Origin of the sequence: Streptomyces sp. NPDC045470 (assembly GCF_040646595.1) — a bacterium.
Classification (GTDB): domain Bacteria; phylum Actinomycetota; class Actinomycetes; order Streptomycetales; family Streptomycetaceae; genus Streptomyces.
Window position 1 is genome coordinate 262,662 of the sequence record NZ_JBEZAN010000003.1, and the last position, 22,624, is coordinate 285,285.

At 74.0% G+C, this 22,624-nt stretch carries 20 protein-coding genes and 2 pseudogenes; 6 read left to right on the forward strand and 16 right to left on the reverse strand.

The window, feature by feature from the left end; all coding sequences use genetic code 11:
- Positions 1-33: 33 nt before the first annotated feature.
- Positions 34-813 (forward strand): DeoR/GlpR family DNA-binding transcription regulator, encoded by a 780-nt coding sequence (locus AB0A97_RS11525; protein ID WP_361148764.1) that lies wholly within the window; start codon positions 34-36, stop codon positions 811-813.
- 72 nt (positions 814-885) lie between these two features.
- On the opposite strand, the gene AB0A97_RS11530 is transcribed toward AB0A97_RS11525, so the two are convergent.
- The 4 genes from AB0A97_RS11530 to AB0A97_RS11545 all read right to left on the reverse strand — a co-directional run bounded on the left by AB0A97_RS11530 (position 886) and on the right by AB0A97_RS11545 (position 5,382).
- The gene (locus AB0A97_RS11530; protein ID WP_361147837.1) at positions 886-2,373 is read right to left on the reverse strand and encodes an aromatic amino acid ammonia-lyase; all 1,488 of its coding nucleotides are present in this window, start codon (positions 2,371-2,373) and stop codon (positions 886-888) included.
- 87 nt (positions 2,374-2,460) lie between these two features.
- Positions 2,461-2,976, reverse strand: a complete 516-nt coding sequence (locus tag AB0A97_RS11535) for a hypothetical protein (RefSeq protein WP_361147839.1) — start codon at positions 2,974-2,976, stop codon at positions 2,461-2,463.
- 79 nt (positions 2,977-3,055) lie between these two features.
- Positions 3,056-4,123, reverse strand: a complete 1,068-nt coding sequence (locus tag AB0A97_RS11540; protein WP_361147841.1) for a beta-ketoacyl synthase N-terminal-like domain-containing protein — start codon at positions 4,121-4,123, stop codon at positions 3,056-3,058.
- On the reverse strand, positions 4,123-5,382 hold the full coding sequence (locus tag AB0A97_RS11545; RefSeq protein WP_361147843.1) for a cytochrome P450: 1,260 nt from the start codon (positions 5,380-5,382) through the stop codon (positions 4,123-4,125). Before AB0A97_RS11545 ends, AB0A97_RS11540 begins: the two co-directional genes overlap by 1 nt.
- A 132-nt stretch (positions 5,383-5,514) precedes the next feature.
- On the opposite strand from AB0A97_RS11545, the gene AB0A97_RS11550 reads away from it, so the two are divergent.
- Positions 5,515-7,053, forward strand: a complete 1,539-nt coding sequence (locus AB0A97_RS11550) for a long-chain fatty acid--CoA ligase (RefSeq protein ID WP_361147845.1) — start codon at positions 5,515-5,517, stop codon at positions 7,051-7,053.
- Between the two features lie 84 nt (positions 7,054-7,137).
- On the opposite strand, the gene AB0A97_RS11555 is transcribed toward AB0A97_RS11550, so the two are convergent.
- Together AB0A97_RS11555 and AB0A97_RS11560 are read right to left on the reverse strand one after the other, a co-directional pair.
- A complete protein-coding gene (locus tag AB0A97_RS11555) occupies positions 7,138-7,569 on the reverse strand; it encodes a helix-turn-helix domain-containing protein (protein WP_361148766.1) in 432 nt (143 codons plus the stop codon).
- 96 nt (positions 7,570-7,665) lie between these two features.
- Positions 7,666-7,812 (reverse strand): annotated as a pseudogene (locus AB0A97_RS11560) (helix-turn-helix domain-containing protein); the annotation flags it as partial.
- Positions 7,813-7,998: 186 nt separating this feature from the next.
- Here AB0A97_RS11560 and AB0A97_RS11565 point away from each other — a divergent pair.
- Positions 7,999-9,207 carry a cytochrome P450 gene (locus tag AB0A97_RS11565; protein WP_361147847.1) on the forward strand — a complete coding sequence of 403 codons (1,209 nt, stop codon included), beginning with the start codon at positions 7,999-8,001 and terminating at the stop codon, positions 9,205-9,207.
- A 31-nt stretch (positions 9,208-9,238) separates the two neighbouring features.
- Here the strand turns inward: AB0A97_RS11565 and AB0A97_RS11570 are convergent, their stop codons facing one another.
- The 5 genes from AB0A97_RS11570 to AB0A97_RS11590 all read right to left on the reverse strand — a co-directional run bounded on the left by AB0A97_RS11570 (position 9,239) and on the right by AB0A97_RS11590 (position 14,476).
- Entirely contained in the window at positions 9,239-9,910 is a 672-nt protein-coding gene (locus AB0A97_RS11570) for an ATP-binding cassette domain-containing protein (RefSeq protein ID WP_361147849.1), read from the reverse strand.
- Positions 9,903-10,865: an ABC transporter ATP-binding protein gene (locus tag AB0A97_RS11575; RefSeq protein ID WP_361148768.1), complete on the reverse strand. Its 963-nt coding sequence runs from the start codon at positions 10,863-10,865 to the stop codon at positions 9,903-9,905. The genes AB0A97_RS11570 and AB0A97_RS11575 overlap by 8 nt, the downstream gene beginning before the upstream one ends.
- A gap of 92 nt (positions 10,866-10,957) precedes the next feature.
- On the reverse strand, positions 10,958-11,890 hold the full coding sequence (locus tag AB0A97_RS11580; protein ID WP_361147851.1) for an ABC transporter permease: 933 nt from the start codon (positions 11,888-11,890) through the stop codon (positions 10,958-10,960).
- Positions 11,883-12,848, reverse strand: coding sequence for an ABC transporter permease (locus tag AB0A97_RS11585; protein ID WP_361148770.1), 966 nt, complete (start codon positions 12,846-12,848; stop codon positions 11,883-11,885). Before AB0A97_RS11585 ends, AB0A97_RS11580 begins: the two co-directional genes overlap by 8 nt.
- A gap of 29 nt (positions 12,849-12,877) precedes the next feature.
- Positions 12,878-14,476: an ABC transporter substrate-binding protein gene (locus AB0A97_RS11590; RefSeq protein WP_361147853.1), complete on the reverse strand. Its 1,599-nt coding sequence runs from the start codon at positions 14,474-14,476 to the stop codon at positions 12,878-12,880.
- A gap of 111 nt (positions 14,477-14,587) precedes the next feature.
- Here AB0A97_RS11590 and AB0A97_RS11595 point away from each other — a divergent pair, with 111 nt between their 5' ends.
- A complete protein-coding gene (locus AB0A97_RS11595; RefSeq protein WP_361147855.1) occupies positions 14,588-15,046 on the forward strand; it encodes a cell wall hydrolase in 459 nt (152 codons plus the stop codon).
- Positions 15,047-15,076: 30 nt separating this feature from the next.
- Here the strand turns inward: AB0A97_RS11595 and AB0A97_RS11600 are convergent, their stop codons facing one another.
- Positions 15,077-16,474, reverse strand: a complete 1,398-nt coding sequence (locus AB0A97_RS11600; RefSeq protein WP_361147857.1) for a hypothetical protein — start codon at positions 16,472-16,474, stop codon at positions 15,077-15,079.
- A 235-nt stretch (positions 16,475-16,709) separates the two neighbouring features.
- Here AB0A97_RS11600 and AB0A97_RS11605 point away from each other — a divergent pair, with 235 nt between their 5' ends.
- Positions 16,710-17,108, forward strand: coding sequence for a hypothetical protein (locus AB0A97_RS11605; RefSeq protein ID WP_361147859.1), 399 nt, complete (start codon positions 16,710-16,712; stop codon positions 17,106-17,108).
- Positions 17,109-17,186: 78 nt separating this feature from the next.
- Here the strand turns inward: AB0A97_RS11605 and AB0A97_RS11610 are convergent, their stop codons facing one another.
- Genes AB0A97_RS11610 through AB0A97_RS11620 form a run of 3 tightly spaced genes read right to left on the reverse strand, consistent with a single transcriptional unit; the run spans position 17,187 to position 20,571 of the window.
- The gene (locus tag AB0A97_RS11610; protein WP_361147861.1) at positions 17,187-18,371 is read right to left on the reverse strand and encodes an acyl-CoA dehydrogenase family protein; all 1,185 of its coding nucleotides are present in this window, start codon (positions 18,369-18,371) and stop codon (positions 17,187-17,189) included.
- Entirely contained in the window at positions 18,368-19,576 is a 1,209-nt protein-coding gene (locus tag AB0A97_RS11615) for an acyl-CoA dehydrogenase family protein (RefSeq protein ID WP_361147863.1), read from the reverse strand. Before AB0A97_RS11615 ends, AB0A97_RS11610 begins: the two co-directional genes overlap by 4 nt.
- Positions 19,573-20,571 (reverse strand): NADPH:quinone oxidoreductase family protein, encoded by a 999-nt coding sequence (locus AB0A97_RS11620; protein WP_361147865.1) that lies wholly within the window; start codon positions 20,569-20,571, stop codon positions 19,573-19,575. The genes AB0A97_RS11615 and AB0A97_RS11620 overlap by 4 nt, the downstream gene beginning before the upstream one ends.
- Positions 20,572-21,043: 472 nt before the next feature.
- Here AB0A97_RS11620 and AB0A97_RS11625 point away from each other — a divergent pair.
- Positions 21,044-21,445: pseudogene (locus AB0A97_RS11625) on the forward strand (transcriptional regulator); the annotation flags it as partial.
- Positions 21,446-21,499: 54 nt separating this feature from the next.
- Here the strand turns inward: AB0A97_RS11625 and AB0A97_RS11630 are convergent.
- On the reverse strand, positions 21,500-22,591 hold the full coding sequence (locus AB0A97_RS11630; RefSeq protein ID WP_361147867.1) for a glycosyl hydrolase family 18 protein: 1,092 nt from the start codon (positions 22,589-22,591) through the stop codon (positions 21,500-21,502).
- Positions 22,592-22,624: the final 33 nt, after the last annotated feature.

A 22,624-nucleotide genomic window follows, 5' to 3' on the forward strand; every position in this document is an offset into this window, starting at 1 on the left:
CCGCCCTCCCGTACGGCACAGGAAGTGAGCACCATGGACCGGCTCGAAGCCCAGGAGGAGCGGCGCCGCCGCCTGCGGGAGACCGTCATCGCCCGCGGTTTCGTCCGCACCTCGGACCTGGCCGAGGAGTACGGCGTCAGCCTGATGACCGCCCACCGCGACCTGGACGCCCTCCAGGCGCAGGGCTGGCTGCGCAAGGTGCGCGGCGGGGCGACCGGCCTGCCGTCGGCGCAGTTCCACGGGAGCGTGGCCGACCGGATGGCGGTGATGGCACCGGCCAAGCAGGCCCTGGCGCGGGCCGCGGCGACCCTGCTCGTGCCCGGCCAGACCGTCATGCTCGACGACAGCACCACCTGTCTGCTGCTGGCGCACCGGTTCGCCGGGCACGCGCCGCTGACCGTCATCACCAACTCGCTGCCGGCCGTCACCACGCTCGCCAAGGAGCCCGGCATCTCGCTGATCACGCTGGGCGGCGCCTACTTCCCGGCGTACGACGCGTTCATGGGCCCGCACACGGCGGACTCGGTACGGGCCTTCCGCGCCGATGTGCTGTTCCTGTCGACCACCGCCGTCACCAACGGCCGCTGCTACCACACCTCGCCGGAGACGGTGCAGGTCAAACGGGCGATGATGGAGAGCGCGGCGCGGCGGGTGCTGGTCGCCGACCACACCAAGTTCACCAAGGGCGGCCTGTACGCGCTGGCGCCGCTGACCGAGTTCGACCTGCTGATCGTGGACGACGGGCTGCCGGCGGCGGAGATCCGGGCCGTACGGACGGGGGGCACCGAGGTGATGGTGGTGCCGCGGCCCTGAGGGCGCGGGCGGGCGGCCGCGGTGCCCGGCGCGGCGGTCCCGGCCTCCGCACCGGCGGGTACCGCCGCCGGGTCAGCACGTGCGGTCGAGCACGTCGGCGGCCTCGCGTACGGACACCGCCCACGGCCGGTCCGGCGCCACGGTCGGCTCCAGGGCGTCCAGGAGGCGGACGCAGGCGTCGGCGGTGGGGCGCCGGGTGCCGACCTGGACGGCCTGGCGCAGGGCGACGGCGAGCGATCCGTGCAGCAGGCGCAGCGTCCTGGCCTGCCGGAGCGCGGTGAACGCGGCCTGGGTGCCGAACGGGACGATGTCCTGGTTGTGCCAGTTGGTGGGGACGCTCTGCATGGCGGCGGGGGTGGCGGCCCGGCGCATCGCGACCACCAGGGACGTCGCGGCGAGCTGGATGCCCTGGACGCCGTGGTCGCGCCCGGGGTTCTCGGCGAGCATCGGGTTGAGGCCGCCGTTGCGGCGCGGGTCGATCAGCAGATCGAGCTGGCGTTCGGCGAGGTTGGCGAGCTGGGCGGCGGTGATGGACATCAGGTCGGCGACGAAGGCGACCTGCTGGCCGAAGAAGTTGCCGCCGTGGGCGACGACGTCGCGCTCGGGGAAGAAGAGCGGGTTGTCGCTGATGCCGTTGAGGTCGTCGGTGACGACCTGACGGGCGTGGCGCAGGCTGGTCGCCGCGGCGCCGAGGATGTGCGGCGCACAGCGCAGCGTGTAGGGCTCCTGGAGGGCGCGAGTGCCGCTCGGCTCGTGGCCGACGAGTTGTTTGCGCAGGTCGTCGGCGCGTTCGGCGGTGTCCTCGTGGCCCAGTGCCTCGAAGATCTCGGGGGCCGTGAAGTCGGGGCGGCAGCCGAGGACGCCGGCGAGCAGGGCGGTCAGCGCGGTGCCGGCGGCCACCGAGCGGTGCAGTTGGGCCAGCGCCAGGCCGGCGCCGGCCGCGGTCACGGAGGTGCCGTTGACCAGGCCGAGCGCGTCCCGGCCGGTCAGTTCCACGGGGCGCAGCCCGGCTTCGGCGAGGGCGCGGGCGGCGGGCATACGGGTGGTGCCGAGGTAGGCGTCGCCGCGCCCCTGGAGGGACCGGATGGCGTGTGCCAGGGGCGCGAGGTCACCGCTGGCGCCGACCGATCCGTACTCGGGCATCACCGGCGCGAAGGACGTGCCGAGCATCGCCACGAGGGCGTCCACGGCGGGGGGTGCCACGCCGGAGTGGCCTCTGGCCAGGCTCCACAGGCGGGTGAGCAGGGTGGCCCTGGCGACCGGCGGTTCCAGGTCGGGGCCCTGGCCGACTTCGAGGTGGGTGAGCACGTTCTCGCACTGGTCCGCGCCCTCGTCCTGGCCCGCGTAGACGACGAGAGGGCCGAAGCCGGTGGTGGTGCCGTAGATCTCGCGGCCCTCGCCGATGCAGGTGCCGAGGTAGTCGTGACAGCGGGCGACGGCCGCGCGGGAGGCGTCATCGAGCCGGACGGTGACGGGACCGGCGGCGGATTCCAGTGTCTCGGGGGTCAGGACCGAGGGGAACCGCAGCTCGGCCGTGGAGGGCCGCATGGTGGTGGGCATCGCTTTCCTTGAGGGGGGATGGCGGCGTGGCGCGGTGGGGGACGCGGCCACGGTGACGGACGAGGGCGGGGCGGCCGGTACGGGCGGTCAGGTCCGGCCGGTGGTGAACAGGTGGGCCCATGCCGAGCCGGGCGACCGCGGGCTGTCGCCGGGGTCGGCGGCGATGGCCAGGGCCTGGTCGGCGTCGCCCGTGGCGATGACGCGCGCGGCGGTGGTGCGGGCCGCGGCCAGCGGGTCGCCGATGGCGAGCGTGGCGACGAGCGGGCCGGTCAGGCCCCATACGGCGCTCAGATGGCCGAGCGCCGTGGAGGGCACGTTCTGGAACAGCAGGGGTTTGGGCACCTGCCGCTGTCCGGCCACCGCGTCGTCGATGGCGGTCTGGGTGACCACGTCGCCGCGGGTGGCCGCGAGCACGAGCGCGGTGCGCGCGCCGAGCGCCGGGGGCAGCGGGGGTGTGCCGTACCGGTCGGCGAGGCAGCGTTCGCCGACGGCCACCAGCAGGGGCGCGAAGGCGGACGTGTCGAAGCGCGGGACCTCCGGCAGGCACGCCGCCGGGTCGTCCGGCGGCGGCCACTGGGCCCGGGTCTCAACGATCAGTTCCATGGCGTCCTCATCGGGCTCTTCCCGCACAGGTGTCGTCGTACGGCACGGGGTGGTCGGGGGCATGGCGGCACCGGTCGGGTTACGGCATCGCCAGGAGGAGGGCCGTGCAGACGCCGCCGAAGCCACTGTTGAGGCTGAGCGCGTAGCGGGACTGCGGGGCGCGGCCCGGCGCGAGCACCAGGTCGAGGGGGCAGTCCTCGTCCGGGCCCAGGTGGTTGGCGTTGACGGGCAGTTCCCCGTGCCGGAAGGCGAGGGCGCAGACCGCCAGTTCGACCAGGCCGGAGGCTTCCAGGCAGTGGCCGTGCAGGGCCTTGGTGGAGCTGACGGGGACCCGTGCGCCGTGCGGGGAGAGCGCGCTCACGATGGCGGCGGCCTCGCCCGCGTCGAAGGCGGGGGTGGCGGTCGCATGGGCGTTGAGGTAGCCGATCCGGTCGCCGGTGATCCCGGCGCGGCGCAGTGCGGTGGTGACGGCCGACGCGGGGCCGCGGCCGTCGGGGTGGGGGCGGCAGACGTGGTGGGCCTCGGCGGCGTTGCCCCAGCCACGGACGGTGGCCCACGGCGGTGCGGTGCCGGTGGGTTCTTCGAGGACCACGGCGGCGGCGCCGTCGCCCAGCACCGGGCCCGCGCGGCCGGCGCTGAACGGACGGCAGACGCCGTCGGAGGCGAGGATGCCGGCGCTGTCGAAGGCGGCGAACATACTGGCGTCGACGAAGCTGGCCCCGGCGACGACGGCCCGCCGTTCGGCGGTGGTGCCGATGAGGTGGGCCGCCTCGGCGACGGCCGTGTTGGAGGCGGCGCAGGCGGCGGTGTGGACGGTGAGCACCTCGCGCAGGCCGCAGGCGCCCGCCAGTTCGGCGGCCAGGGCGGCCGTGTCCGGGCCGGCGTGCAGGGCGAGGACGAGTGGCGTGGCGGCACGGTCGGCGGGAGAGAGTTTGGCCTGGTCGCAGGCTTCGCCGACGAGGCGTTCCAGTTCCCCGTACAGGTCGGGGGTGCCGGGGAGCACGGCGGCGTGGTGGGCGCGGTGGCGTGTGGTGTCGAAGCGGGTGACCGGGGAGGTGGCCGGTTTCCCGGAGACCAGGCCCTGCCAGAGGGCGTCCGGACCGTGGCCGTACGCGGTGAGGACCGACAGGCCGGTGACGTGGGCCATCAGGAGACCACCGCGTGCCGGGGCTGGAAGGTCACGGGCAGCTCCGTCAGTCCCGCGGTGATGTGCAGGTGGGTGATGCCGCCGGTCGAGCCGCGCTGCCAGGGCAGGGTGTCGAGCGGCTGGGCGGCGGCGAGGCCGGGGAGGCGGCGGAGCACGGCGCCGAGCGCCGTACGGCACAGCCCGACGGCGAGGGCGCTGCCGAGGCAGAAGTGGGGGCCGTGGGCGAAGACGAGGTCCTGGCCCCGCTCCCGGGTCAGGTCGAGGCGGTTGGGGTCGGCGAAGCGCCGCGGGTCCCGGTTGGCGACGGCGATGTGCACGATCACCGGGTCGCCCGGCTCCAGCCGCGCGCCGTACAGCTCGGTGGGCCGGACGGCGAAGCGGGGCATGGTGGCCGCCAGCGGCGAGGTGTAGCGCAGCAGTTCGTCGAGCCCCTCGGTGATCCGGGCGGGCTCGGCGAGGAGGTCGGGGTGGTGCCAGAGCGTGTACAGGCTCGCCGTGAGGAAGTCGGCGACGGGCTCGTAGGCGGAGACGAGCAGCAGGAAGAGGGTGGAGGTCAGGTGGCCCTCGTCGAGGCCGGCCGCGTCGGCGTGCGCGATCATCCCGCTGACGGCGTCGGCCCCGGGTCTGCGCCGCCGGAAGTCCACGAGGTCGTGCATCAGCTCGCTCATGGCTTCGCGGTCGGCCGCGTACTGCTGACGGTCCGGTGACCCCGGGGGGTCGAACAGCGGTGACGGGCCCCAGCGCCGCAGCTCCAGGGCGCGCCGGACGAAGTCGTCCGGATACCCCAGCAGTCCGGTGATCGCCCGGATGCCGAAGGGGTGGGCGTACTCGCGGACGAGGTCGGCGCGGCCGCGCCCGGCGATCTCGTCGAGGAGGTCGTCCGCCATCCCTTCGGCGCGGTCGACGGCGGCCCGTACGCGCTCGGGCGTGAACGCCGACGCGCCCAGTTCCCGTAGCTGACGGTGCAGGTCACCGTCGTTGTTGAGCATGCTGCGGACAATGCTGTCGGTGACCTGCGGTCCGGTGAAGCCCAGATAACGCGTCCACCGCTCGCCGCCCCGCACGGCCGGTTTGGCGAAGCCGGTGTCGGTCATCACCCGGCGCGCGGCGTCGTACCCGCTCGCGACCCAGGCGGCGGAGCCGTCGGGCAGCTCCGTACGCCACACCGGGGGCTCGCCCCGGGTGTCGATGCGCTCGGCCTCGGGGCTGTGGCGGACCCGCGCGTCCATCAGAAGCGCCGTACCTGGGCCAGCGGTCACCGCAGCCTCCCCACACGTCGAGTACACAGAGTCACTAATAAATTACCATCGGTAATATCGTGTCACTACGCGTGCCCCTCGAACGGGTGACACGCCAGGCGGATCTCCCGAGCGACCGGAGAGGGTCAGCACATGCACGACGAAGGCATCGGCGCCTGGGCCGCGCGGCGGGCGCGGCGCACCCCGCACCGTACGGCGGTGGTCCACGGCGACGGACGGCGCACGAGCTACGCCGGTCTGTACGCCCATGCCACCCACATCGCCCGCACCCTGCGGCGCCAGGGTGTGCGCAAGGGCGACCGGGTCGGCTTCCTCGGCCCCAACCGGCCGGAGTTCCTGGCGTCCCTGTTCGCCGCCGGGCTGCTGGGCGCGGTGTTCGTCCCGTTCAACGTACGGCTCGCACCGCCGGAGCTGGCCCACCAGCTCACGGACTGCGGCGCCCGGGTGCTGCTGCGCCCCGGCCACTCCCCCGGCGCTCCCGCGGGCACCGGCGTACCGGCAGGCACGGGCGTGCCGGTCGTCGAGGTGGACGCGACGGGAGAGGCCGCCCCCGCGGCACCGGTCGAAGAGGCCGTGGCGCCGGACGACCCCTGCGTGATCCTCTACACCTCCGGCACCACCGGCCGTCCCAAAGGCGCCGTGCTCACCCACGCCAACCTCACGTGGAACGCCGTCAACGTCCTGATCGACGAAGACCTGGCGGCCGACGAGACGGCCCTGATCGCCGCACCGCTCTACCACGCCGCCGCACTGGGCATGCAGGCCCTGCCGGTACTGCTCAAGGGCGGCACCTGTGTGCTGATGGAGTCCTTCGACGCGGGCGCGGCGCTCGAAGCCGTCGAACGGCACCGCGTCACGTCCCTGTTCGGCGTTCCCACGATGTTCCGCCGGATCGCCGCCCATCCGCGCTGGCCGGACGCCGACCTGTCGTCCCTGCGCACCCTGGTGTGCGGCGGTGCCCAGGTGCCCGAGGCGCTGGTCGGCGCCTACGCGCGGCGTGGGCTCGTGCTGCGCCAGGGGTACGGCATGACCGAAGCGGCGCCCGGCGTCCTGCTGACCCCTCACGGGCCGGCCGGCGTCGCGCCGGGGCCGGCGGGCGTGCCGCACCTGTTCACCGACGTCCGCGTCGTGGTCCCCGGTTCGACCGGTCCGGCCGGTTCCGGGGCCGAAGGTGCCGCCGGTGCCGTCGACGCCTCCGTCGGCGAGACGGGCGAACTGCTGGTCCGCGGCCCCAACGTGATGGCCGGTTACTGGAACCGGCCCCGGGAGAGCGCGGCCGCCTTCACGGACGGCTGGCTGCGTACCGGCGACGCGGCCCGTACGGACGCCGACGGCGGGGTGACGGTCGTGGACCGCATCAAGGAAATGATCATCTCGGGCGGCGAGAACATCTACCCGGCCGAGGTCGAGCACGCGCTCCTGACCCATCCCGGCGTCGCCGACTGCGCCGTGATCGCGGTCCCCGACACGGAGTGGGGCGAGGTCGGCCGCGCGGTCCTCGTGGCGGCGCCGGGCGTGGTCCTCGACCCGGACGAGGTCCTCGCCTCCCTCTCCGGCCGCCTGGCCGGTTACAAGATCCCCCGTTCCGCCGTCGTCGCACCGGACCTGCCCCGCACCGGCACGGGAAAGGCCGTACGCCGGCACCTCAAGGACCGGTACGGCGCCCCCTGACCCGCGCCCCCGGCTCCGGGCTCGAACGCCCGGCGGCGGACGCCCCGTCACATCAGGCGTCACGTCAGGCGGTCACGTCAGGCGTCAAGCCAGGAGGGAGCGCCAGCGGTCGGCCGAATCCTCCAGGTCCAGGACGACCCGTTCCAGGAAGGTTCCCGTCCTGGCCAGCCGTTCCCCCACGGGACTGTCGGGCCCGAACGCCTCCGCCGCCGCCTGTGCGGCCCGCGCCGACTCCAGCGTCCGCCGGGCGCTGAGCACGACCGAGTGGTACCAGGCGTCGTCGTCGACCACGTAGACGTCGCGGCGCCGCCGCGGATCGCGCTCGCGTCGGACATATCCGTGCTGGACCAGGTAGTTCACGGCCACGGACACGGAGGCCGGGCTGACGCCCAGTCTGCGGGTCAGCTCGGCCGCGGTGCGCCTGCCGTCCTCGGACAGCAGCAGGTCGACGTGTACGCGCGCCGTGATCCTCGGCAGTCCCGACCTGACCGCCAGCTCGATCACCTCCTGTTCCACCGCGCCGCCCGGCCCTCCTGGCGCGCGGGGTGGTACCGGTGTGCCGCGCCGCGCCCTCTGGGCCGTCGCCCGGTGCGCCTGCTGGGGCCGGTAGCCGCCGGGGCCGCCGTTGCGTCCGACCTCCCGGCTGATCGTCGAGGTCGGCCGGCCGAGCCGCCTGGCGATCTCGGCGTAGGTGAGCCCGTCGGCGAGTCCGGCCGCGACGCGCTGGCGGTCCTGCTGGGTCAGTCGTCCTCCTGGCATGGCGGCAGTATTGCCTTCGCCCGCCCTCATTGCAACGCTCCGTTGCATTCGAGGCCAGCGTCATTGCATCAATATTCCGCTCTTTACCTGTAGTTACGCCTTTCATGCGATTGACTCGACCCTGAATGCAACGTAGCTTTCGGACTGCGCAAAAACGCGTACTATCGCGACATGAGGAGAGCGGTCATGAGCGAGTCCCTCCACACCGTCCCCACGCTGCCGACAGCGACCAGGTCGGGCTGCCCCTTCGCCCCGCCGGAAGAGCTGACCGAAGCCCGCCGGCACGGCCCGATCAGCCGTTACACCTTCCCCGGCGGGACACCCGGCTGGCTGGTCACCGGCTTCGACCTGGCCCGCGCGGTCCTGGCCGACCAGCGGTTCAGCTCGCGCAAGGAGCTGATGCGCCACCACCCGACCATCGACTACGGCGACATCGAGGTCCCTCCGGCGCCGCCCGGCGAGTTCGTCCTCATGGACGACCCGGAGCACCGGCGCTACCGCAAGCCCCTGGCGGGCAAGTTCACCGTCCGGCGGATGCGGCTGCTCACCGAGCGCGTCGAGCAGGTCACCGCCGACTGCCTGGACGCCATGGAGAAGACCGGTCCGCCGACGGATCTGGTGACCGCGTTCGCCAAGCCCGTCCCCGCCGTCATGATCTGCGAGCTGCTGGGCGTGCCGTACGAGGACCGGGACTCCTTCCAGGCACAGGTCGAGTCGTTCATGAGCGGGGAGACGACCGACGAGGAGCTGATAGCGGCCTACACCGCGGTACAGAACTACCTCGCGGAGCTGGTGGCCGCGAAGCGCGCGGACCCCACCGACGACGTGCTCAGCGAACTCACCGACAGCGACCTGACCGACGAGGAGCTGCGCGGGATCAGCTTGGTCCTGCTGGCGGCCGGGCTCGACACCACCGCGAACATGCTGGCACTGGGCACCTTCGCGCTGTTGCGGAACCCGGCGCAACTGGCCGCGCTGCGCGCCGAGCCCGCGCTCGCCGACCGGGCGGTGGAGGAGCTGCTGCGCTATCTCAGCGTCGCCAAGACGTTCATGCGGGTGCCGTTGGAGGACGTCGAGCTCGGCGGCCACACCATCGAGGCCGGCTCGCCGGTGATCCTGTCGCTCAACACCGCCAACCGCGACCCCGAGCGTTTCACCGATCCGCACACGCTCGACCTCCGGCGGCAGGGCGGCGGGCATCTGGCCTTCGGCCACGGCATCCACCAGTGCCTGGGTCAGCAGCTGGCCCGCGTCGAGATGGGTGTCGCGTTCCCCGCGCTGGTCAACCGCTTCCCCTCGCTGCGCCTGGCCGTACCGGCCGAAGAGGTCGCGCTGCGCCCGGAGATCGCGGACATCTACGGGGTGAAGCGCCTCCCGGTCACCTGGGACGTGTGACCGCGAGCCCCGAGGGACTGCCGGCGCCCGCTCAGCCGCCCGTCCCGGAGGAGCCCAGCTCGGCCCAGCCCACGGTCCGGTCGCACCACCGCTCCAGCAGGACACGGTCGTGCCCGACCGCCAGCAGCCCGGCCCCCGAGTCGCGCCGGTACTCCTCCACGACCGCCACCAGGGCGGCCGTCGTCGAGGCGTCGAGCATCGCGGTCATCTCGTCGCAGATCAGCCAGCGCGGGCGCAGGATCAGGGCGCGGGCCAGGCAGGCGCGTTGCAGTTGGCCGTCGCTCACCTCGTGGGGGCGGCGGGACAGCAGGTCGTCGGAGAGGCCCACCGCGGGGGCCAGTTCGGCGAGGCGGGCGGGGATCTCGGTGCGGCGGCCGATGGCGCGCAGGGGTTCGGTGATCAGGTCGGCGAGGCGCAGGCGGGGGTCGGCGGACAGGCGGGGCTGCTGGAAGACGACGCCGTACGCGGTGCGCTGGGCGGGGGTGGCGCGGTGGCGGTAACCGCTGACGGGCACGCCGTCGAGGACGACGGTGCCGGCGTCCGGGCGGTGCAGCAGCGCGGCCACCCGGGCCAGCGTCGACTTGCCGCAGCCGCTGGGGCCGAGCAGGCCGACGGCCTCGCCGTCCGCGATGCGCAGGGTCACGTCACGGACGACCGGACGGCTGCGGTCGTAGCCCGCGGTGATCGAGTGGAGTTCAAGCACGGGCTGCCCCCTCGTGTGCGGCCTGGCGTGCGGGGGCCTCGGGCGGCTCCAGCGGGTGGTGGCAGGCGGTGCCGTCCGTCAGCGCGGGCACGGCGGTCGTGCAGCGGTCCGTGGCCCGGTCGCAGCGGGCGGCGAAGGCGCAGCCCGGCGGGAGGTCGCCCAGTTCCGGCGGCATTCCGGCGATGGGGGTGAAGGCACGGTCCGGGAGGGCGTCGAGCAGGCCGCGCGCGTACGGGTGGCGGGGGCCGGGGGTGCCGAAGAAGTCCGCCGCCCGGGCGAGTTCGACGATCCGTCCCGCGTACATGACGGCCACCCGGTCGGCGATCCGCTCGGCCGCCGCCAGGTCGTGGGTGATCATGAGGAGTGCCCGCCCGGCCCCCGCGGTGTCACCGGGTGTGTCGATGTGGCGGCGCAGTTCGTCGACCGTACGGTCCACCAGGTCGCGGTCCAGGCCGGTCGTCGGCTCGTCGGCGAGCAGCAGCGGGGCGTCGCCGACCAGGGCGAGGGCGGTGGCGGCGCGCTGCGCGAGGCCGCCGGAGAGTTCGTGCGGGTGGCGGTCGAGGTGGCCGGCGGGGAAGGCGGCCCGCGCCGCGGCCTGCTCGGCGGCGGCCCGCAGCGCGTGCTTGGGTGTGCCGGTCAGCTCCCGGACGGTCTCCTCCAACTGCGCCCGTACGGTGCGTACGGGGGTGAGGTGGGCGGCGGGGCTCTGGGGCACCAGGCCGATGCGGCGGCCGCGTACGGAGCGGGACAGCTCGCGTTCGGAGGCGGTGAGCAGTTCCGTGCCGTCCAGGTGCGCGGTGCCCGCGGTCTGCGCGTTGCCCGGGAGGAGTCCGAGCAGCGCGGAGGCCAGGACGGATTTGCCGCAGCCGCTCTCGCCGACGAGCGCGAGGCACTGGCCGGGCGCGAGGTCGAAGGACACGCCGGTGACGGCGGCGACGTGCCGCCCGCCGCGCATCCGGAAGCGTACGGAGAGGTCGCGTACGGACAGCACGGGAGGGACCTCGGGCGCGGACGGACCGGCAGGGGCCGCGGATTCGGACGGCTCGGTCACAGCATCAGCTCCGATCGGCGGCGCGGGTTGATGCGTTCGCGCCAGACGCCGGCCAGGCCCGCGACGGCGAGCGTGGGGACGATGATGAACAGGCCGGGGAAGAGGGTCGGCCACCAGTCACCCGCGAGCAGCGAGCTGCGCGCGCTGTTGACCATGTTGCCGAGGCTCGCCTCGTGGGCGGGCAGCCCGAGCCCCAGGAAGGACAGCGCCGACTCGTGCCAGATGGCGTGCGGGACCATCAGGACGGCGGCGAGCCCGGCTTGCGGCAGTACGCCCGGCAGCAGGTGACGGACGGCGACCCGCAGGCGGGAGGCGCCGCCGGAGACGGCCGCGTCGATGTACGGGCGGGAGCGCAGGGAGAGCACCTCGGCCCGGACGATCCGGGCGGTGGACAGCCAGTGGGTCAGCGCCACCGAGATGATCACGGGCCAGACGCCGGGCCGGAACATCGCCACGATGAAGATGCCCAGCAGCAGGTGCGGCACGGAGGAGAACAGGTCCACGACGCGCATCACGCCGCGGTCCGCCCAGCCGCCGAGCGCTCCGGCCAGCGCGCCGACCGCGGTGCCGATGACGGTGGCGACGAGCGCCGCGACCACACCGACGAGCAGCGAGACGCGCAACCCGTACACACAGCGCAGCAGCAGGTCGCGGCCCACCTCGTCGGTGCCGAAGGGGTGGGCGGGGGAGGGTGGCCGGAGTTTGGCGGCGAGGTCGACGGCCTGCTGGTCCAGGGGGATCAGGAGGGGTACGACGATCACGGCCAGGAGGACGGCCGCCACCAGGACGGCGGAGGTGCGGACGCGCAGGGTCCGGGTACGGGTGCGGCCGCCGTGGCCGCCGGGCCGCGCGGAGCGCTGGTGCCAGCGGGTGGCGGACGTTCCGGCCGTGCGGGCCGTTTCGCCGGGTGCGTTCACCGTCTCAGCCATCGAAGCCCACCCTCGGATCGGCGAGTCCGTACATCAGGTCGGAGAGCAGGTTGCCGATCAGCACGGCGATCGTGGCCAGCACCGTCAGCGCGGCCAGCAGCGGGAAGTCCACGCTCGTCGCCGCGTCCACGGTGGCGGCGGCGATGCCCGGCCAGCTGAAGACGGACTCCACGAGCAGCGCCCCGGTGATCAATTCCGGCACGCGGGAGCCGACCAGGGTGAGGACCGGCAGCAGCCCGGAGCGCAGGGCGTGCTGGAACAGGACGGTGCGCTCGCTCAGACCGCGGGCCCGTGCGCCGCGCACCGGGTCCTCCTCCAGTGCGTCGCCGACCCCCTGCCGTACGTACAGCACGAACCACGGGAGCTGGGAGACGGCGAGGACCAGCGCCGGAAGCACGACGTGGCGCGCGACCTGCCCGGCCGTGGCGATCTCACTGCCGGTGTCGGTCAGCCCGCCGGCCGGCAGCACACCGAGCTTGAGCGCGAACAGCCAGACGGCCAGCAGCCCGAGCCAGAACGGCGGGGCGGCCTCCAGGGTGTACGCGGCGGAGGTGACGGCGCGGTCGAGCATCGAACCGGGCCGCCGGGCCGCCAGGACACCCAGCAGCGTCCCCAGGACGATGGCGATCACGAACGCCAGGGCGCACAGCAGCACCGACCAGCCGATGCGCTCGCCGATGACCTGCGAGACGGGTGCGCGCAGCGTCGCCGAGTCGCCGAGGTCGCCGGTGAGCGCGCCGGTCAGCCAGTGCCACCAGCGGCCCAACAGCGGCTGGTCGACGCCCAGGTTGTGCCGGATCTGGTCGAGGTTCGCCTGGGAGGCGGTGAGCCCGGCGGTGCCCGCGTACGCCCTGACCGGGTCGAAGGGCGCGGCGGCCGCGACGGCGAACACGCCGAGGGTGACGGCGAGGAGGACGGGTACGGCGAACAGGGTGCGCCGTCCCGTCATCCGCGCCATGGGGGCCCAGGGCAGTTGTGCGAGGCGGTTCACGTGGCGGGCTGCCAGTCCTCCACGTTCCACCACGGGCCGGAGGCCAGGCCGTGGTCGTGCGGCTCGACCTGGGTGGTGAGGTCCTTCCACCGGTCCTTGAGGACGTAGAGGTGGTCGATGTGGGTGAGGAAGACGTACGCCGGGTCGTCGACGAGTTCGCGCTGCACGGCGTCGTAGCCGGCCTTGCGCGCGGCCTTGTCGTCGGTGCGGCGGGCGTCCACCAGGGCTTTGTCGACCTTGGGGTTGTCGTAGCGCGACATGTTGTTGAAGCCGTCGCCGGCGAGCGAGGAGTGCAGCAGCAGGTACTGGTCGAAGTCCGGGTCGGCGGGGCTGCCGCCGCCCGCGAGGACCGCGTCGGTCTTCATGTTCGGCATGATCGCTTCCCAGGGGCCGGACTCGACCTTCACCTCGATGCCGGCCTTCTTGGCGTCGGAGGCGAAGGCGAGCGCGTGCTCCTGGCGGAGCTTGTCGCCGGCCAGGTACCAGAGCTTGAAGGAGGCGGGCCGGCCGTCCTTGGCGCGGATGCCGTTCTCGCCCTTCTGCCAGCCGGCGTCGTCGAGGATCCGCTCGGCCTTCTTCAGGTCGTGGGCGCGCTCGGTGCCCTTGGCGAACCAGGGGCTGTCGGTCGGTACGGGCCCGTAGGCGGGCTTGCCGGCGCCGTCGAGGATGCCGTCGACCATGGCCTTGCGTTCCACCGCGATGTCCAGGGCCCGGCGGACGGCCTTGTCGCCGGTGACCTCGTTGGCGGTGGGCAGGGTGACGGTGCGGTAGTCGAACGTCTTGGCGGCCAGCGACTTCTTGTCCTTGTCGGACGTGAAGGTGGCGGCGAGGTTGGGCGGCAGGATCGCGCCGTCGAGGTCGCCGGAGCGCAGCCGGGTGGCGCGCACGTCGTCGTCCTTGATGATCGCCATGGTGAAGTTCTTCACCTTGGGGGCGCCGCCCCAGTAGTGCGGGTTGGCCTTGAAGGTGAGCTTCTCACCCTTGGACCACTTGGTGAGGATGTAGGGGCCGGTGCCGATCGGCGCGGTGGTGAAGGAGCCGTGGTTGATGTCCTGCTTGCCCGCGACGTGCTGCGGGGCGATCGGCAGGACGGTGCGCTCGGCGAACGGCGCGTAGGGGTACTTGAGGTGGAAGACGACGGTGCGGGCGTCCTTCTTCTCGACCTTCTCCAGGGCGTCCAGTTCGGCCTTGGAGGCGTTGTTGGTCTTCGCGTCGAGGATGGTCTCGTAGGTGAAGACCACGTCGTCGGCGGTGAAGGGCTTGCCGTCGCTGAAGGTCACGCCGTCGCGCAGGGTGTACGTGTACGTCCTGCCGTCGTCGGAGACCTCGGGCAGCTTCGCGGCCAGCGCGGGCCGGAGCTTCATGTCCGCGTCGTGGGTGAGCAGCCCGTCGAAGATCTTGGAGTTGCCGTCCTTGCCGTACCCCAGCAGCGGGCTCAGCGACTCCGGTTCGTAGGCGATGCCGACCACGGCGGAGTCCTGGGCACCGGACGCGCCGCCCTTGCCGCTGGTGGGCGTCGAGCAGGCCGCCGCCGTGAGCGCCACCGTTCCCGCCAGTGCCGCGGCGGTCGCTGAGCGTATCGACCGGGACCTCATGCCCACTCCCTACTGAAGACCGTATGTTGTTGCAAAGTGCAGGCAATTAAACAGCATGAGAGAAACGGAAGCTCCGCCACCCCCGCTCGCGGGGACCGTCATCATGGGCGGATGCCCGCCGATCCGCTTCACCGCCTGCCCGCCGGCCTGCGGGACGTCCCCTACGACGGCGCCCGGCACCCCGGCGCTCCCCCGCCGCCGGGCCGCCACCCGTACGACGTGACGGCGGGCGCCAACTGCCAGCTCTACGCCTATGCCGTGCTGCGCCACTTCGGACGTGAGGTGCCGCCGCTGCGGTCCGCCGAACTGTGGGTGGACACCGCGGCGACCGTACGGGCCGATCCGCCGGGACCGCTGGACCTGGTGCTCTTCGACGCCGGGGAGGCGCCGGGACGGCCCGCCGGGTACGGGGCACACGTCGGCGTGCACCTGGAGCCCGGCCAGGTGCTGCACCTCTGCAAGGAGGCCGGACGGCCCGCCGTGTGGACGTACGCGGACTTCGCCCGGCGGGCCCGCTACACGCGGTTCCTGGGCGCGAAGCGGGTCCGGGCGGCGCCGGTCAGCCGGTAGGCCCGGTCGTCACCGGCCGGGCGGCGCGTGTCACCAGTCGCCGCCGCCGAAGCCACCGCCGCTGTCGCCGCCACCGAAACCGCCGAAGTCACCGCCGCCGCCGAAACCGCCGGAGAAGTCGTCCGGGTTGAAGTCCGCGCCGGAGACGTCGCCGCCCTCGGCTCCCTGCTGGCCGCCGCCGAAGTCGGAGGCGTAGGCGGACGGGCCCATCATGACGCTGCCGAGCATGGTGCCCACGAGGAGGCCCGGCAGCATGCCGCCGCCGAAGTAGCCGCCCGCCCAGGGGCCGTAGGCCGGGCCCGCGTCCCAGTAAGGACGCTGCCCGTACTCGGTCTGCACCGTGCGGGCCATCGGCTCCTGCCCGTCCGCCAGGCGCGCCTGGTCGGCGGCGCAGACCGGGACCGTGCGGGGCGCCGCGCCGTTCGGCGCCCACTCCGCGTCCGCGACGGACGGCCCGTGCCGCGGGTCGAAGAAGCACGGCACCCGGCGTTCGGGCAGCGGCTTGCCCTCGCGCCGCGCGGCCAGGGTGGCCAGCGCGAACCGGCCGTCCTCCAGGGCCTTGGTGACCGGCTCGACGTCGCCGGGGCGCTCGGCGCGGGCCATCGCCGTCTTGGCGTTCTCGTACGCGTCCAGCGCGTGGCTGTAGTCGGCACGCATCGCGTCGTCGGCACCGGGCTCGCCGGGGTTGAAGTCGAGCCGGTCCAGCTCCTCGCCGAAGGCGGTGATGTCCTCGTCCACCACGACGCGGAGCTGTTCCAGCGCGGCCCGCTCCTCCTCGGCCCGCCGCTTCTTGTTGCGGCGGTGCAGCGCGTAGGCACCGCCACCGCCGACGGCCACCAGCGCGCCCAGGCCGACGAGCGCGCCGGTGCTGACACCGGCGCCGTCGCCGCCCCAGGAGGCCGGCTCGTGGCCGGACGCCTGCTGGGTCGCGGTGTCCACGAAGCTGTTCAGGCGTTCCTTGGTGGTGCCGTAGCCGGAGCGCTGGACGGCGCCGACGAGGTTGCGTACGGAATTGACCGACATCACCCGCCGGTCGGCGGCGGCGTTGAACCGGTCACCGAGTTCGACGGCGTAGACGCCGCTGACACCGGTCTTGGTCCGCAGGTCCCGCAGAAGGGTCTCGGGCCGGTACTCGGCGGCCTTGGGCAGCACCGCCACGAAGACCGGCTTCCCGGAGTCCTTGATCTTCTTGGCGAGGGCGTCCGCGTCGGCGGACGACAGCTCGCCGGACGCCCGCGGGTCCACGTACACCGGGCCCTTCTTCAGGGCGTCCGCCGCCTCGTCGAGCCCTCCGGCGGCCCGCGCGCCGGGTGCCACGGCGGTGAGCACCGCCAGGAGGACGGCGGCCAGCAGGGACGCCGGGCCGGCCTGCGGGTACCGGCGGAGCGCCGCCCCGGAGGCCGTGCGGCGACGGGTTGCGATCTTCATGGGTACGACGCTACCCGAACTGCACTTTTTAGACATAACGGTTGCGTAACGGGCGGAGTCGTGCTGCCCGCGCGGACACCGGGCGCGGTACCGCCGTGTGGACACAGTGTCGTACAGCCGCGACGCCTCGGCCGCTCAAGGGCCCCCGGTGAGGTGGCCGTCGCCCCGGCACCGGTGATGATCTCACCGCGCGGGGAAGCTTCGCCCGACCGCCCCCGACGACACGGAGGTCATCATGCGTACGGCGAAGGCCAAGGGCATAGCCGTCGGAGCCGCCACCACCGCGGCGGCGGCCGCCCTCGCGGTCGGACCGGCCGCCGCCCCGTCCGCCGCCGGCCCGGCCCTGAAGGTCACGACACCGGCCGCCGGCTCCAGCGCGAAGGTGGCGGGCGGCCTCCTCGTCCAGTGGTCGAACACCACCGGGAAGGAGGTGGACGTCTGGCTGAGCGCCCGCACGCCGTCCGGCGGACACGACCGGCTCTCACTGGTCGCGCCCAAGGCGGGCACCAAGAAGGCCGGCGAGGCCCTGGCCACCCTGCCCACCGTCCCGCCGGACACCTCCTACACGATCGAGGTGACGACCCAGGACGGCAAGGAGAGTGACGTCAGCGGGCCCTTGAGTCTCATCGGGTAGGGGATCGCCCGCCCGGTGGCCGGGGCGCCGGCTCCCGGGGCGGGGCGCTCCGCGGCCGGAGCGCGAGCCCGGGAGCCGCTACGGAGCCGGGAGCTCCACCAGTTCCGCCAGCGCTTCGCGGTGTCGGCCCGGGGTGCCCAGGGCGATCTCGTCGGCCTTGGCGCGCTTGAGGAACAGGTGCGCGGGGTGCTCCCAGGTCATGCCGATGCCGCCGTGCAACTGGATGCACTCCTCGGCCGCGCGCACCGCTACGGGCGCGCAGTACGCCTGCGCGACCGCGACCGCCACCCGCGCGTCCGGGCTGCCGGTGGCCAGCGCGTCGGCGGCGTTGCGGGCCGCCGCCCGGGCCGAGGCGACCTCCAGCCAGAGCGCGGCCATCCGGTGCTTGAGCGCCTGGAACGAACCGACCGGGCGTCCGAACTGGGTGCGTCGGCCGGTGTGCCGCACGGTTTCGGCCAGGCACCATTCGGCGATGCCGAGCTGTTCGGAGGCGAGCAGCCCCGCGCCCGCGAGCAGGGCCCCGGTCACCGCCGCGCGGGCCGTGTCCTGCCCGGCCAGCAGCCGTCCGGCGGCGCGGTCGAGGGTGACCCTGGCCGGGGTGCGGGTCAGGTCGAGCGGTGTGCCGGGCGTGGTCCGTACCCCGTCGGCCGTCGTGCCGACGGCGTACAGCGCGTATCCGTACGGGCCGTCGGCCGGCACGAGCAGCACGTCCGCGGCGGCGGCGTCCGCGACGCCGGTCACCTCGCCGCTCAGCGCGCCGTCGGCGTCGGCCCGTACGGCCGGTTCCGGCAGGGCGCCCGGGGCCGTCGGCAGAGGTACGGCGAGCACGCCGACGCTGCGCCCTTCGGCGAGCGCGGCGAGCGGCCCGGCCACTTCCGGGCGGTCCGTCTCGCAGCCGAGCAGCGCCGTCACGGCCAGTACCGCGCTGGTCAGGTACGGAACCGGCGCCACCGAGCGGCCCAGTTCCTCCAGGACCACGGCGGCCTCGCGGGTGCTCGCGCCCTGCCCGCCGAGCTTCTCCGGGACCAGCAGTCCGGCCGTGCCCATGTCGGCGGCCAGTGAGCGCCACAGTCCGGTGTCGTGCGTCCGGCCGCTCTCCAGGCCGGCCAGGACGGCGGCCGGGCCGCCGCGGTCGGTCAGCAGCGAGCGGACGGCGGCCCGCAGGTCGTCCTCGGGCTCCGAGTAGAGGAGGTCGGGGACGGCGTCGGGCTGCGCGGGGGCCGGTGCGGCGGGGGCGGCCTGGGCCTGGTTCGGAGCGGTCATCGGGGGAGGTCCTTCCAGGCGACGTCCTTGTCGGTGCGCGGCTCGGGCGGCAGCCCCAGGACGCGTTCGGCGACGATGTTCAGCAGCACCTCGGAGGTGCCGCCCTCGATGGAGTTGCCCTTGGCGCGCAGGTAGCGGTAGCCGGCGTCGCGTCCGGTGAAGTCCACGCCCTCGGGGCGGCGCAGCGTCCAGTCGTCGTACGCCAGCCCGTCCTCGGCCAGGAACTCCACCTCCCAGCCGCTGATCTGCTGGGCCAGCCGGGCGAACGCCAGCTTCATGCCGCTGCCTTCCGGCCCCGGCTGCCCCTTCGCGAGCTGCTGACGCAGCCGCTCGCCCGTGAGGCGGGCGACCTCGGCGTCCACCCAGTGGCGCAGCAGCCGCTGGTGGAGGTCGTGGGTGCGGGCCCCGGGGCGCTCGCGCCACGCCTGCGCGGCGACGCCGATCATGCCGCCCTCGCGCGGCAGCCGGGCGCCGCCGATCGCCACCCGTTCGTTCATCAGCGTGGTCTGGGCGACCTTCCAGCCCTCCCCCACCGCGCCGAGGCGGTGCGCGTCGGGAATCCGTACGCCCGTCAGGAAGACCTCGTTGAACTCGGCCTCGCCGGTGATCTGCCGCAGCGGCCGCACCTCGACGCCGGGGTCGGTCATGTCGCACACGAAGTAGGTGATGCCGCGGTGCTTGGGCAGCTCCGGGTCCGTACGGGCGATGAGGATCGCCCAGCGGGCCTGGTGGGCGCCGGACGTCCAGACCTTCTGGCCGTCCACCGTCCAGTGGTCGCCGTCCCGTACGGCGCGGGTGGCGAGCGCGGCCAGGTCGGAGCCGGCACCGGGCTCGCTGAACAGCTGGCACCACACCTCTTCGCCGGTCCACAGCGGCCGCAGGAAGCGCTTCTGCTGCTCGTCCGTGCCGAAGCGGAGGATGGTGGGGGCGGCCATGCCCAGGCCGATGCCGATACGGCGGGGGTTGTTGTCCGGCGCGCCGGCCGCCTCCAGTTCGGCGTCCACGACGGCCTGGAGCGCGCGCGGCGCGTCGAGTCCGCCGAGGCCCCGGGGGAAGTGGACCCAGGCCAGCCCGGCGTCGAAGCGGGCGCGCAGGAAGTCGAGCGGGTCGGTGGTGGCGGGCGGGTGGGCGGCGAGCAGGTCGGCGGTGCGGCGGCGCAGTCCGTCGGCGTCGGGGCTCCCGGCCTCGGTGATCACCTCGGTCATCGCGCGTCCTCCAGACCGGGGACCACGACGAGGCGGCCGGTGGTGGTGCCGTCGAAGACGCGCTGGACCGCCTCGGCCGCGCCGGACAGCGGCACCCGGCCGCCGATCAGCGGCTTGATGACGCCCTGCGCGGCCAGCTTGGCCAGCTCCTCGTGGCAGGCGTCGACCGCGGCCGGGTCCTTGGTGTTGTACAGGCCCCAGTGCAGGCCGAGGATCGTGTAGTTCTTCACCAGGGCGTGGTTGAGGCCGGGGGCCGGTACGGTGCCGCTGGCGAAGCCGACGACCACGATCCGGCCTTCGAAGGCGACGCACTTGACGGACTTGGCGTACGCGTCGCCGCCCACCGGGTCGTAGACCACGTCGGCGCCCCGGCCGCCGGTCGCCTCCTTGACGGCGGCCACGAGGTCGTCGGTGCGGCGGTCCAGCACCACGTCACAGCCCAGTTCGCGGGCGACGGCCGCCTTGTCGGAGCCGCCCACCACCCCGATGACCCGGGCCCCCGCGGCCTTGCCGAGCTGGACGGCGGCGCTGCCGACCCCGCCCGCCGCGGCGTGCACGAGCAGCGTCTCGCCGGGCTGGAGGCGGGCCCGGCGGTGCAGACCGAACCAGCCGGTCTGGTAGCCGATGTGCAGTGCGGCCGCCTCCGCGTCGTCCAGGGCGTCGGGCGCGGGACGCACCGACGCCGCGTCCGCGAGGGCCAGTTCGGCGAAGCCACCGCCCGGCAGCGGGGGCTGGGCCAGGACCCGGGCGCCCACCTCGGCGGACGCGCCCTCGCCCGCGGCGAGCACCTCGCCGCAGATCTCCACGCCCGGCGTGAAGGGCAGCGGCGGACGTACCTGGTACTGGCCGCGGCACAGCAGCGCGTCGGGGAAGTTGACGTCGGCCGCCCGCACCCGCAGCAGCAGTTGTCCCGGCCCGGGCTGCGGGTCCGGCACTTCTTCCAGCCGCATCACCTCGCGAGGCTCGCCGTTCTCGTGTACGCGCCATGCCTTCACAGGTGCCTCCACAGACCTCGGGTACGCGGGGAGCGCGGGGTGCCGGAACCTGCCGGGCCCGCGACCCTCGGCATACTAAGCGGTCGGTATCCCGGAGGGAACAGCCGATCGCGGGCAGCCTGGCCACCGGGGCGCCGAAGTCCACGGCCCGGCGGCGCCCGAAGCCCGGTACCCAGGTCGCCGCGGCCCGCGACCGGCCGTGTCCGGAGCCCGGTATCGGCAAGGCCGAAGTCCCCGACCGGCAGCGCCCGGAGCCCGGTACCGCCAGGGTCAGGCACCGCGCCGCCCGGTGGACGAACACTGGCCGTCATGGACACCACCGCCGAGTTGGGCACCTCCTCCGGACCCGCCGCACCCGCCTCCAGCCGGAGGACGTCGGCCTGGTCTCCTACGGCGCCCGGCCGTACGGCCCGACAGGGCGCGCTCCGGCACGCGCCAACTGCTCGCCGCGCTCGGCGAGGCGCCGGCCGTGGTGCTCGGCCGGCGCTTCGAGGCTCCGGCGTGGGACCCCGCGGGACACGCACTGGTCCCCGGCCACCTGGACTTCGACAGCCCCGGACGGCCGCTGGACCGGCCCGACACCCAGCGGCTGCTGTTCCTGGACCCGCACACCCGCGAGCTGTATCCGGACCGCGAGGCGGAGACCCGGCGGGCCGTCGCCGCGCTGCGCATGGCGGCCGGGCAGCATCCGGACGACCCGCAACTGGCGGAGCTGATCGGTGAGCTGTCCATGAAGAGCACCGAGTGCGGCACGCTCCGTTCGCGGCACGCGGTCTACTGCTGCGGCTTCGGAGTGGAGAGTTTCCACCACCCGCTGGTGGGCGCCATGGAGCTGGACTTCCGGATGCTGCACACGCCGGACGCCTCCGGGCAGAGTCTGCTGATGTTCACCGTGCGGGCCGGCAGTCCGTCCGGGGCGGTGCTGCGGCTACTCGCCGCCCAGCGCCTGCCAGAACCGCGGGTCCTCGAACCCGAGCGCCCACAGCCCGGTGTTGCGTACGCCGTACTTCTTCAGCAGCGGCAGGTGCGCGGCGACCCCGCGTGCGTCCTGGTACCAGACGTGGTGCACGGCCCGGCCCGCCTTGTACGTGAAGTGGGGCGTGCCGGACTTCGCGTCGAAGCGGTAGGCGGCACCCTTGCGGCGGCGCAGCGCCTCCGCCTCCTTCCAGGTCAGGTGCTTGGCGCGGGCCTTGGCGCCCTGGGTCCAGTCCCAGCCGTACCCGGGGAAGGCCACTTCGAGCTTGTCCCGCGGCACGGTGCGGGTGGCGTACCGCAGGAACTCCTCGTACCAGGCGAGCGAGGACAGCGGGCCCGGGGAGCCCCCGGCCCAGTGCAGGTCGTAGCCCATGATCCGGACGCGGTCGGCGGCCTTGCCGAGGCGTGCGTAGTCGTACGCCTTGCCGGAGGTGCCGGTGCGGGCCATGACGGTGATGACGCAGCTCTTGCCCCTGGCGTGCAGCCGGGCGCACAGCTCGTCGGCGAACAGCGCGTACCCGGTGCGCACCCGCTCGCGCATCCGGGCGCTGCCGGTGGTCGCCATCGTCTCGTAGTCGAGGTCGACGCCGTCGTACGCGCGGGAGGCCACCAGCCGCAGCAGTGCCGCGATGTGCGCGTGGCGGCGGGACCGGTCGTGCAGCAGCGCGGCCATGGCGGTGGCGTCCATGGACTCGTTGACGGTCGGCACCACCTTGATCCCGGCCTTGTGCAGGCCCGCGATGACCTGTTTGTCGCCCGCGCCGTGCTGGCTCTTGATGGTGGTGGCGGAGGTGGCCCGGTACCAGAAGGGGCTGACGGTGTGCAGTTGCGCGGCGTGCTGGAGGGCGTCGCGGTAGGCGGCCTTGGTGTCGCCCCAGTAGGGCAGCCAGGCGGAGGCCGTACGGGCGGGCTCCGCGGCGGCGGGCACCCGGGTGTCCGTACGGTCCTGGGCCGCGGCGCCGGGGGTCAGGGCGGCAGCGACCCCGGCTGCCGTCAGCAGGAAGACGAGCCCGAGCCGCGCCCGGGGAGCCGATGCTTGGTCCATGCCCCGAGCTTGTCCCGGGTGCGGCGGGCCCGC

Excerpts from the sequence above, each read along its gene's own strand:
- AB0A97_RS11550 (WP_361147845.1), top strand. The coding sequence starts at position 5,515 with ATGCACGACGAAGGCATCGGCGCCTGGGCCGCGCGGCGGGCGCGGCGC.
- AB0A97_RS11610 (WP_361147861.1), bottom strand. The coding sequence starts at position 18,371 with ATGACCGCTCCGAACCAGGCCCAGGCCGCCCCCGCCGCACCGGCCCCC.
- AB0A97_RS11605 (WP_361147859.1), top strand. The coding sequence starts at position 16,710 with ATGCGTACGGCGAAGGCCAAGGGCATAGCCGTCGGAGCCGCCACCACC.
- AB0A97_RS11585 (WP_361148770.1), bottom strand. The coding sequence starts at position 12,848 with ATGGCGCGGATGACGGGACGGCGCACCCTGTTCGCCGTACCCGTCCTC.
- AB0A97_RS11615 (WP_361147863.1), bottom strand. The coding sequence starts at position 19,576 with ATGACCGAGGTGATCACCGAGGCCGGGAGCCCCGACGCCGACGGACTG.
- AB0A97_RS11595 (WP_361147855.1), top strand. The coding sequence starts at position 14,588 with ATGCCCGCCGATCCGCTTCACCGCCTGCCCGCCGGCCTGCGGGACGTC.
- AB0A97_RS11600 (WP_361147857.1), bottom strand. The coding sequence starts at position 16,474 with ATGAAGATCGCAACCCGTCGCCGCACGGCCTCCGGGGCGGCGCTCCGC.
- AB0A97_RS11565 (WP_361147847.1), top strand. The coding sequence starts at position 7,999 with ATGAGCGAGTCCCTCCACACCGTCCCCACGCTGCCGACAGCGACCAGG.
- AB0A97_RS11540 (WP_361147841.1), bottom strand. The coding sequence starts at position 4,123 with ATGGCCCACGTCACCGGCCTGTCGGTCCTCACCGCGTACGGCCACGGT.
- AB0A97_RS11525 (WP_361148764.1), top strand. The coding sequence starts at position 34 with ATGGACCGGCTCGAAGCCCAGGAGGAGCGGCGCCGCCGCCTGCGGGAG.
- AB0A97_RS11580 (WP_361147851.1), bottom strand. The coding sequence starts at position 11,890 with ATGGCTGAGACGGTGAACGCACCCGGCGAAACGGCCCGCACGGCCGGA.
- AB0A97_RS11590 (WP_361147853.1), bottom strand. The coding sequence starts at position 14,476 with ATGAGGTCCCGGTCGATACGCTCAGCGACCGCCGCGGCACTGGCGGGA.
- AB0A97_RS11535 (WP_361147839.1), bottom strand. The coding sequence starts at position 2,976 with ATGGAACTGATCGTTGAGACCCGGGCCCAGTGGCCGCCGCCGGACGAC.
- AB0A97_RS11530 (WP_361147837.1), bottom strand. The coding sequence starts at position 2,373 with ATGCCCACCACCATGCGGCCCTCCACGGCCGAGCTGCGGTTCCCCTCG.
- AB0A97_RS11630 (WP_361147867.1), bottom strand. The coding sequence starts at position 22,591 with ATGGACCAAGCATCGGCTCCCCGGGCGCGGCTCGGGCTCGTCTTCCTG.
- AB0A97_RS11575 (WP_361148768.1), bottom strand. The coding sequence starts at position 10,865 with ATGCGCGGCGGGCGGCACGTCGCCGCCGTCACCGGCGTGTCCTTCGAC.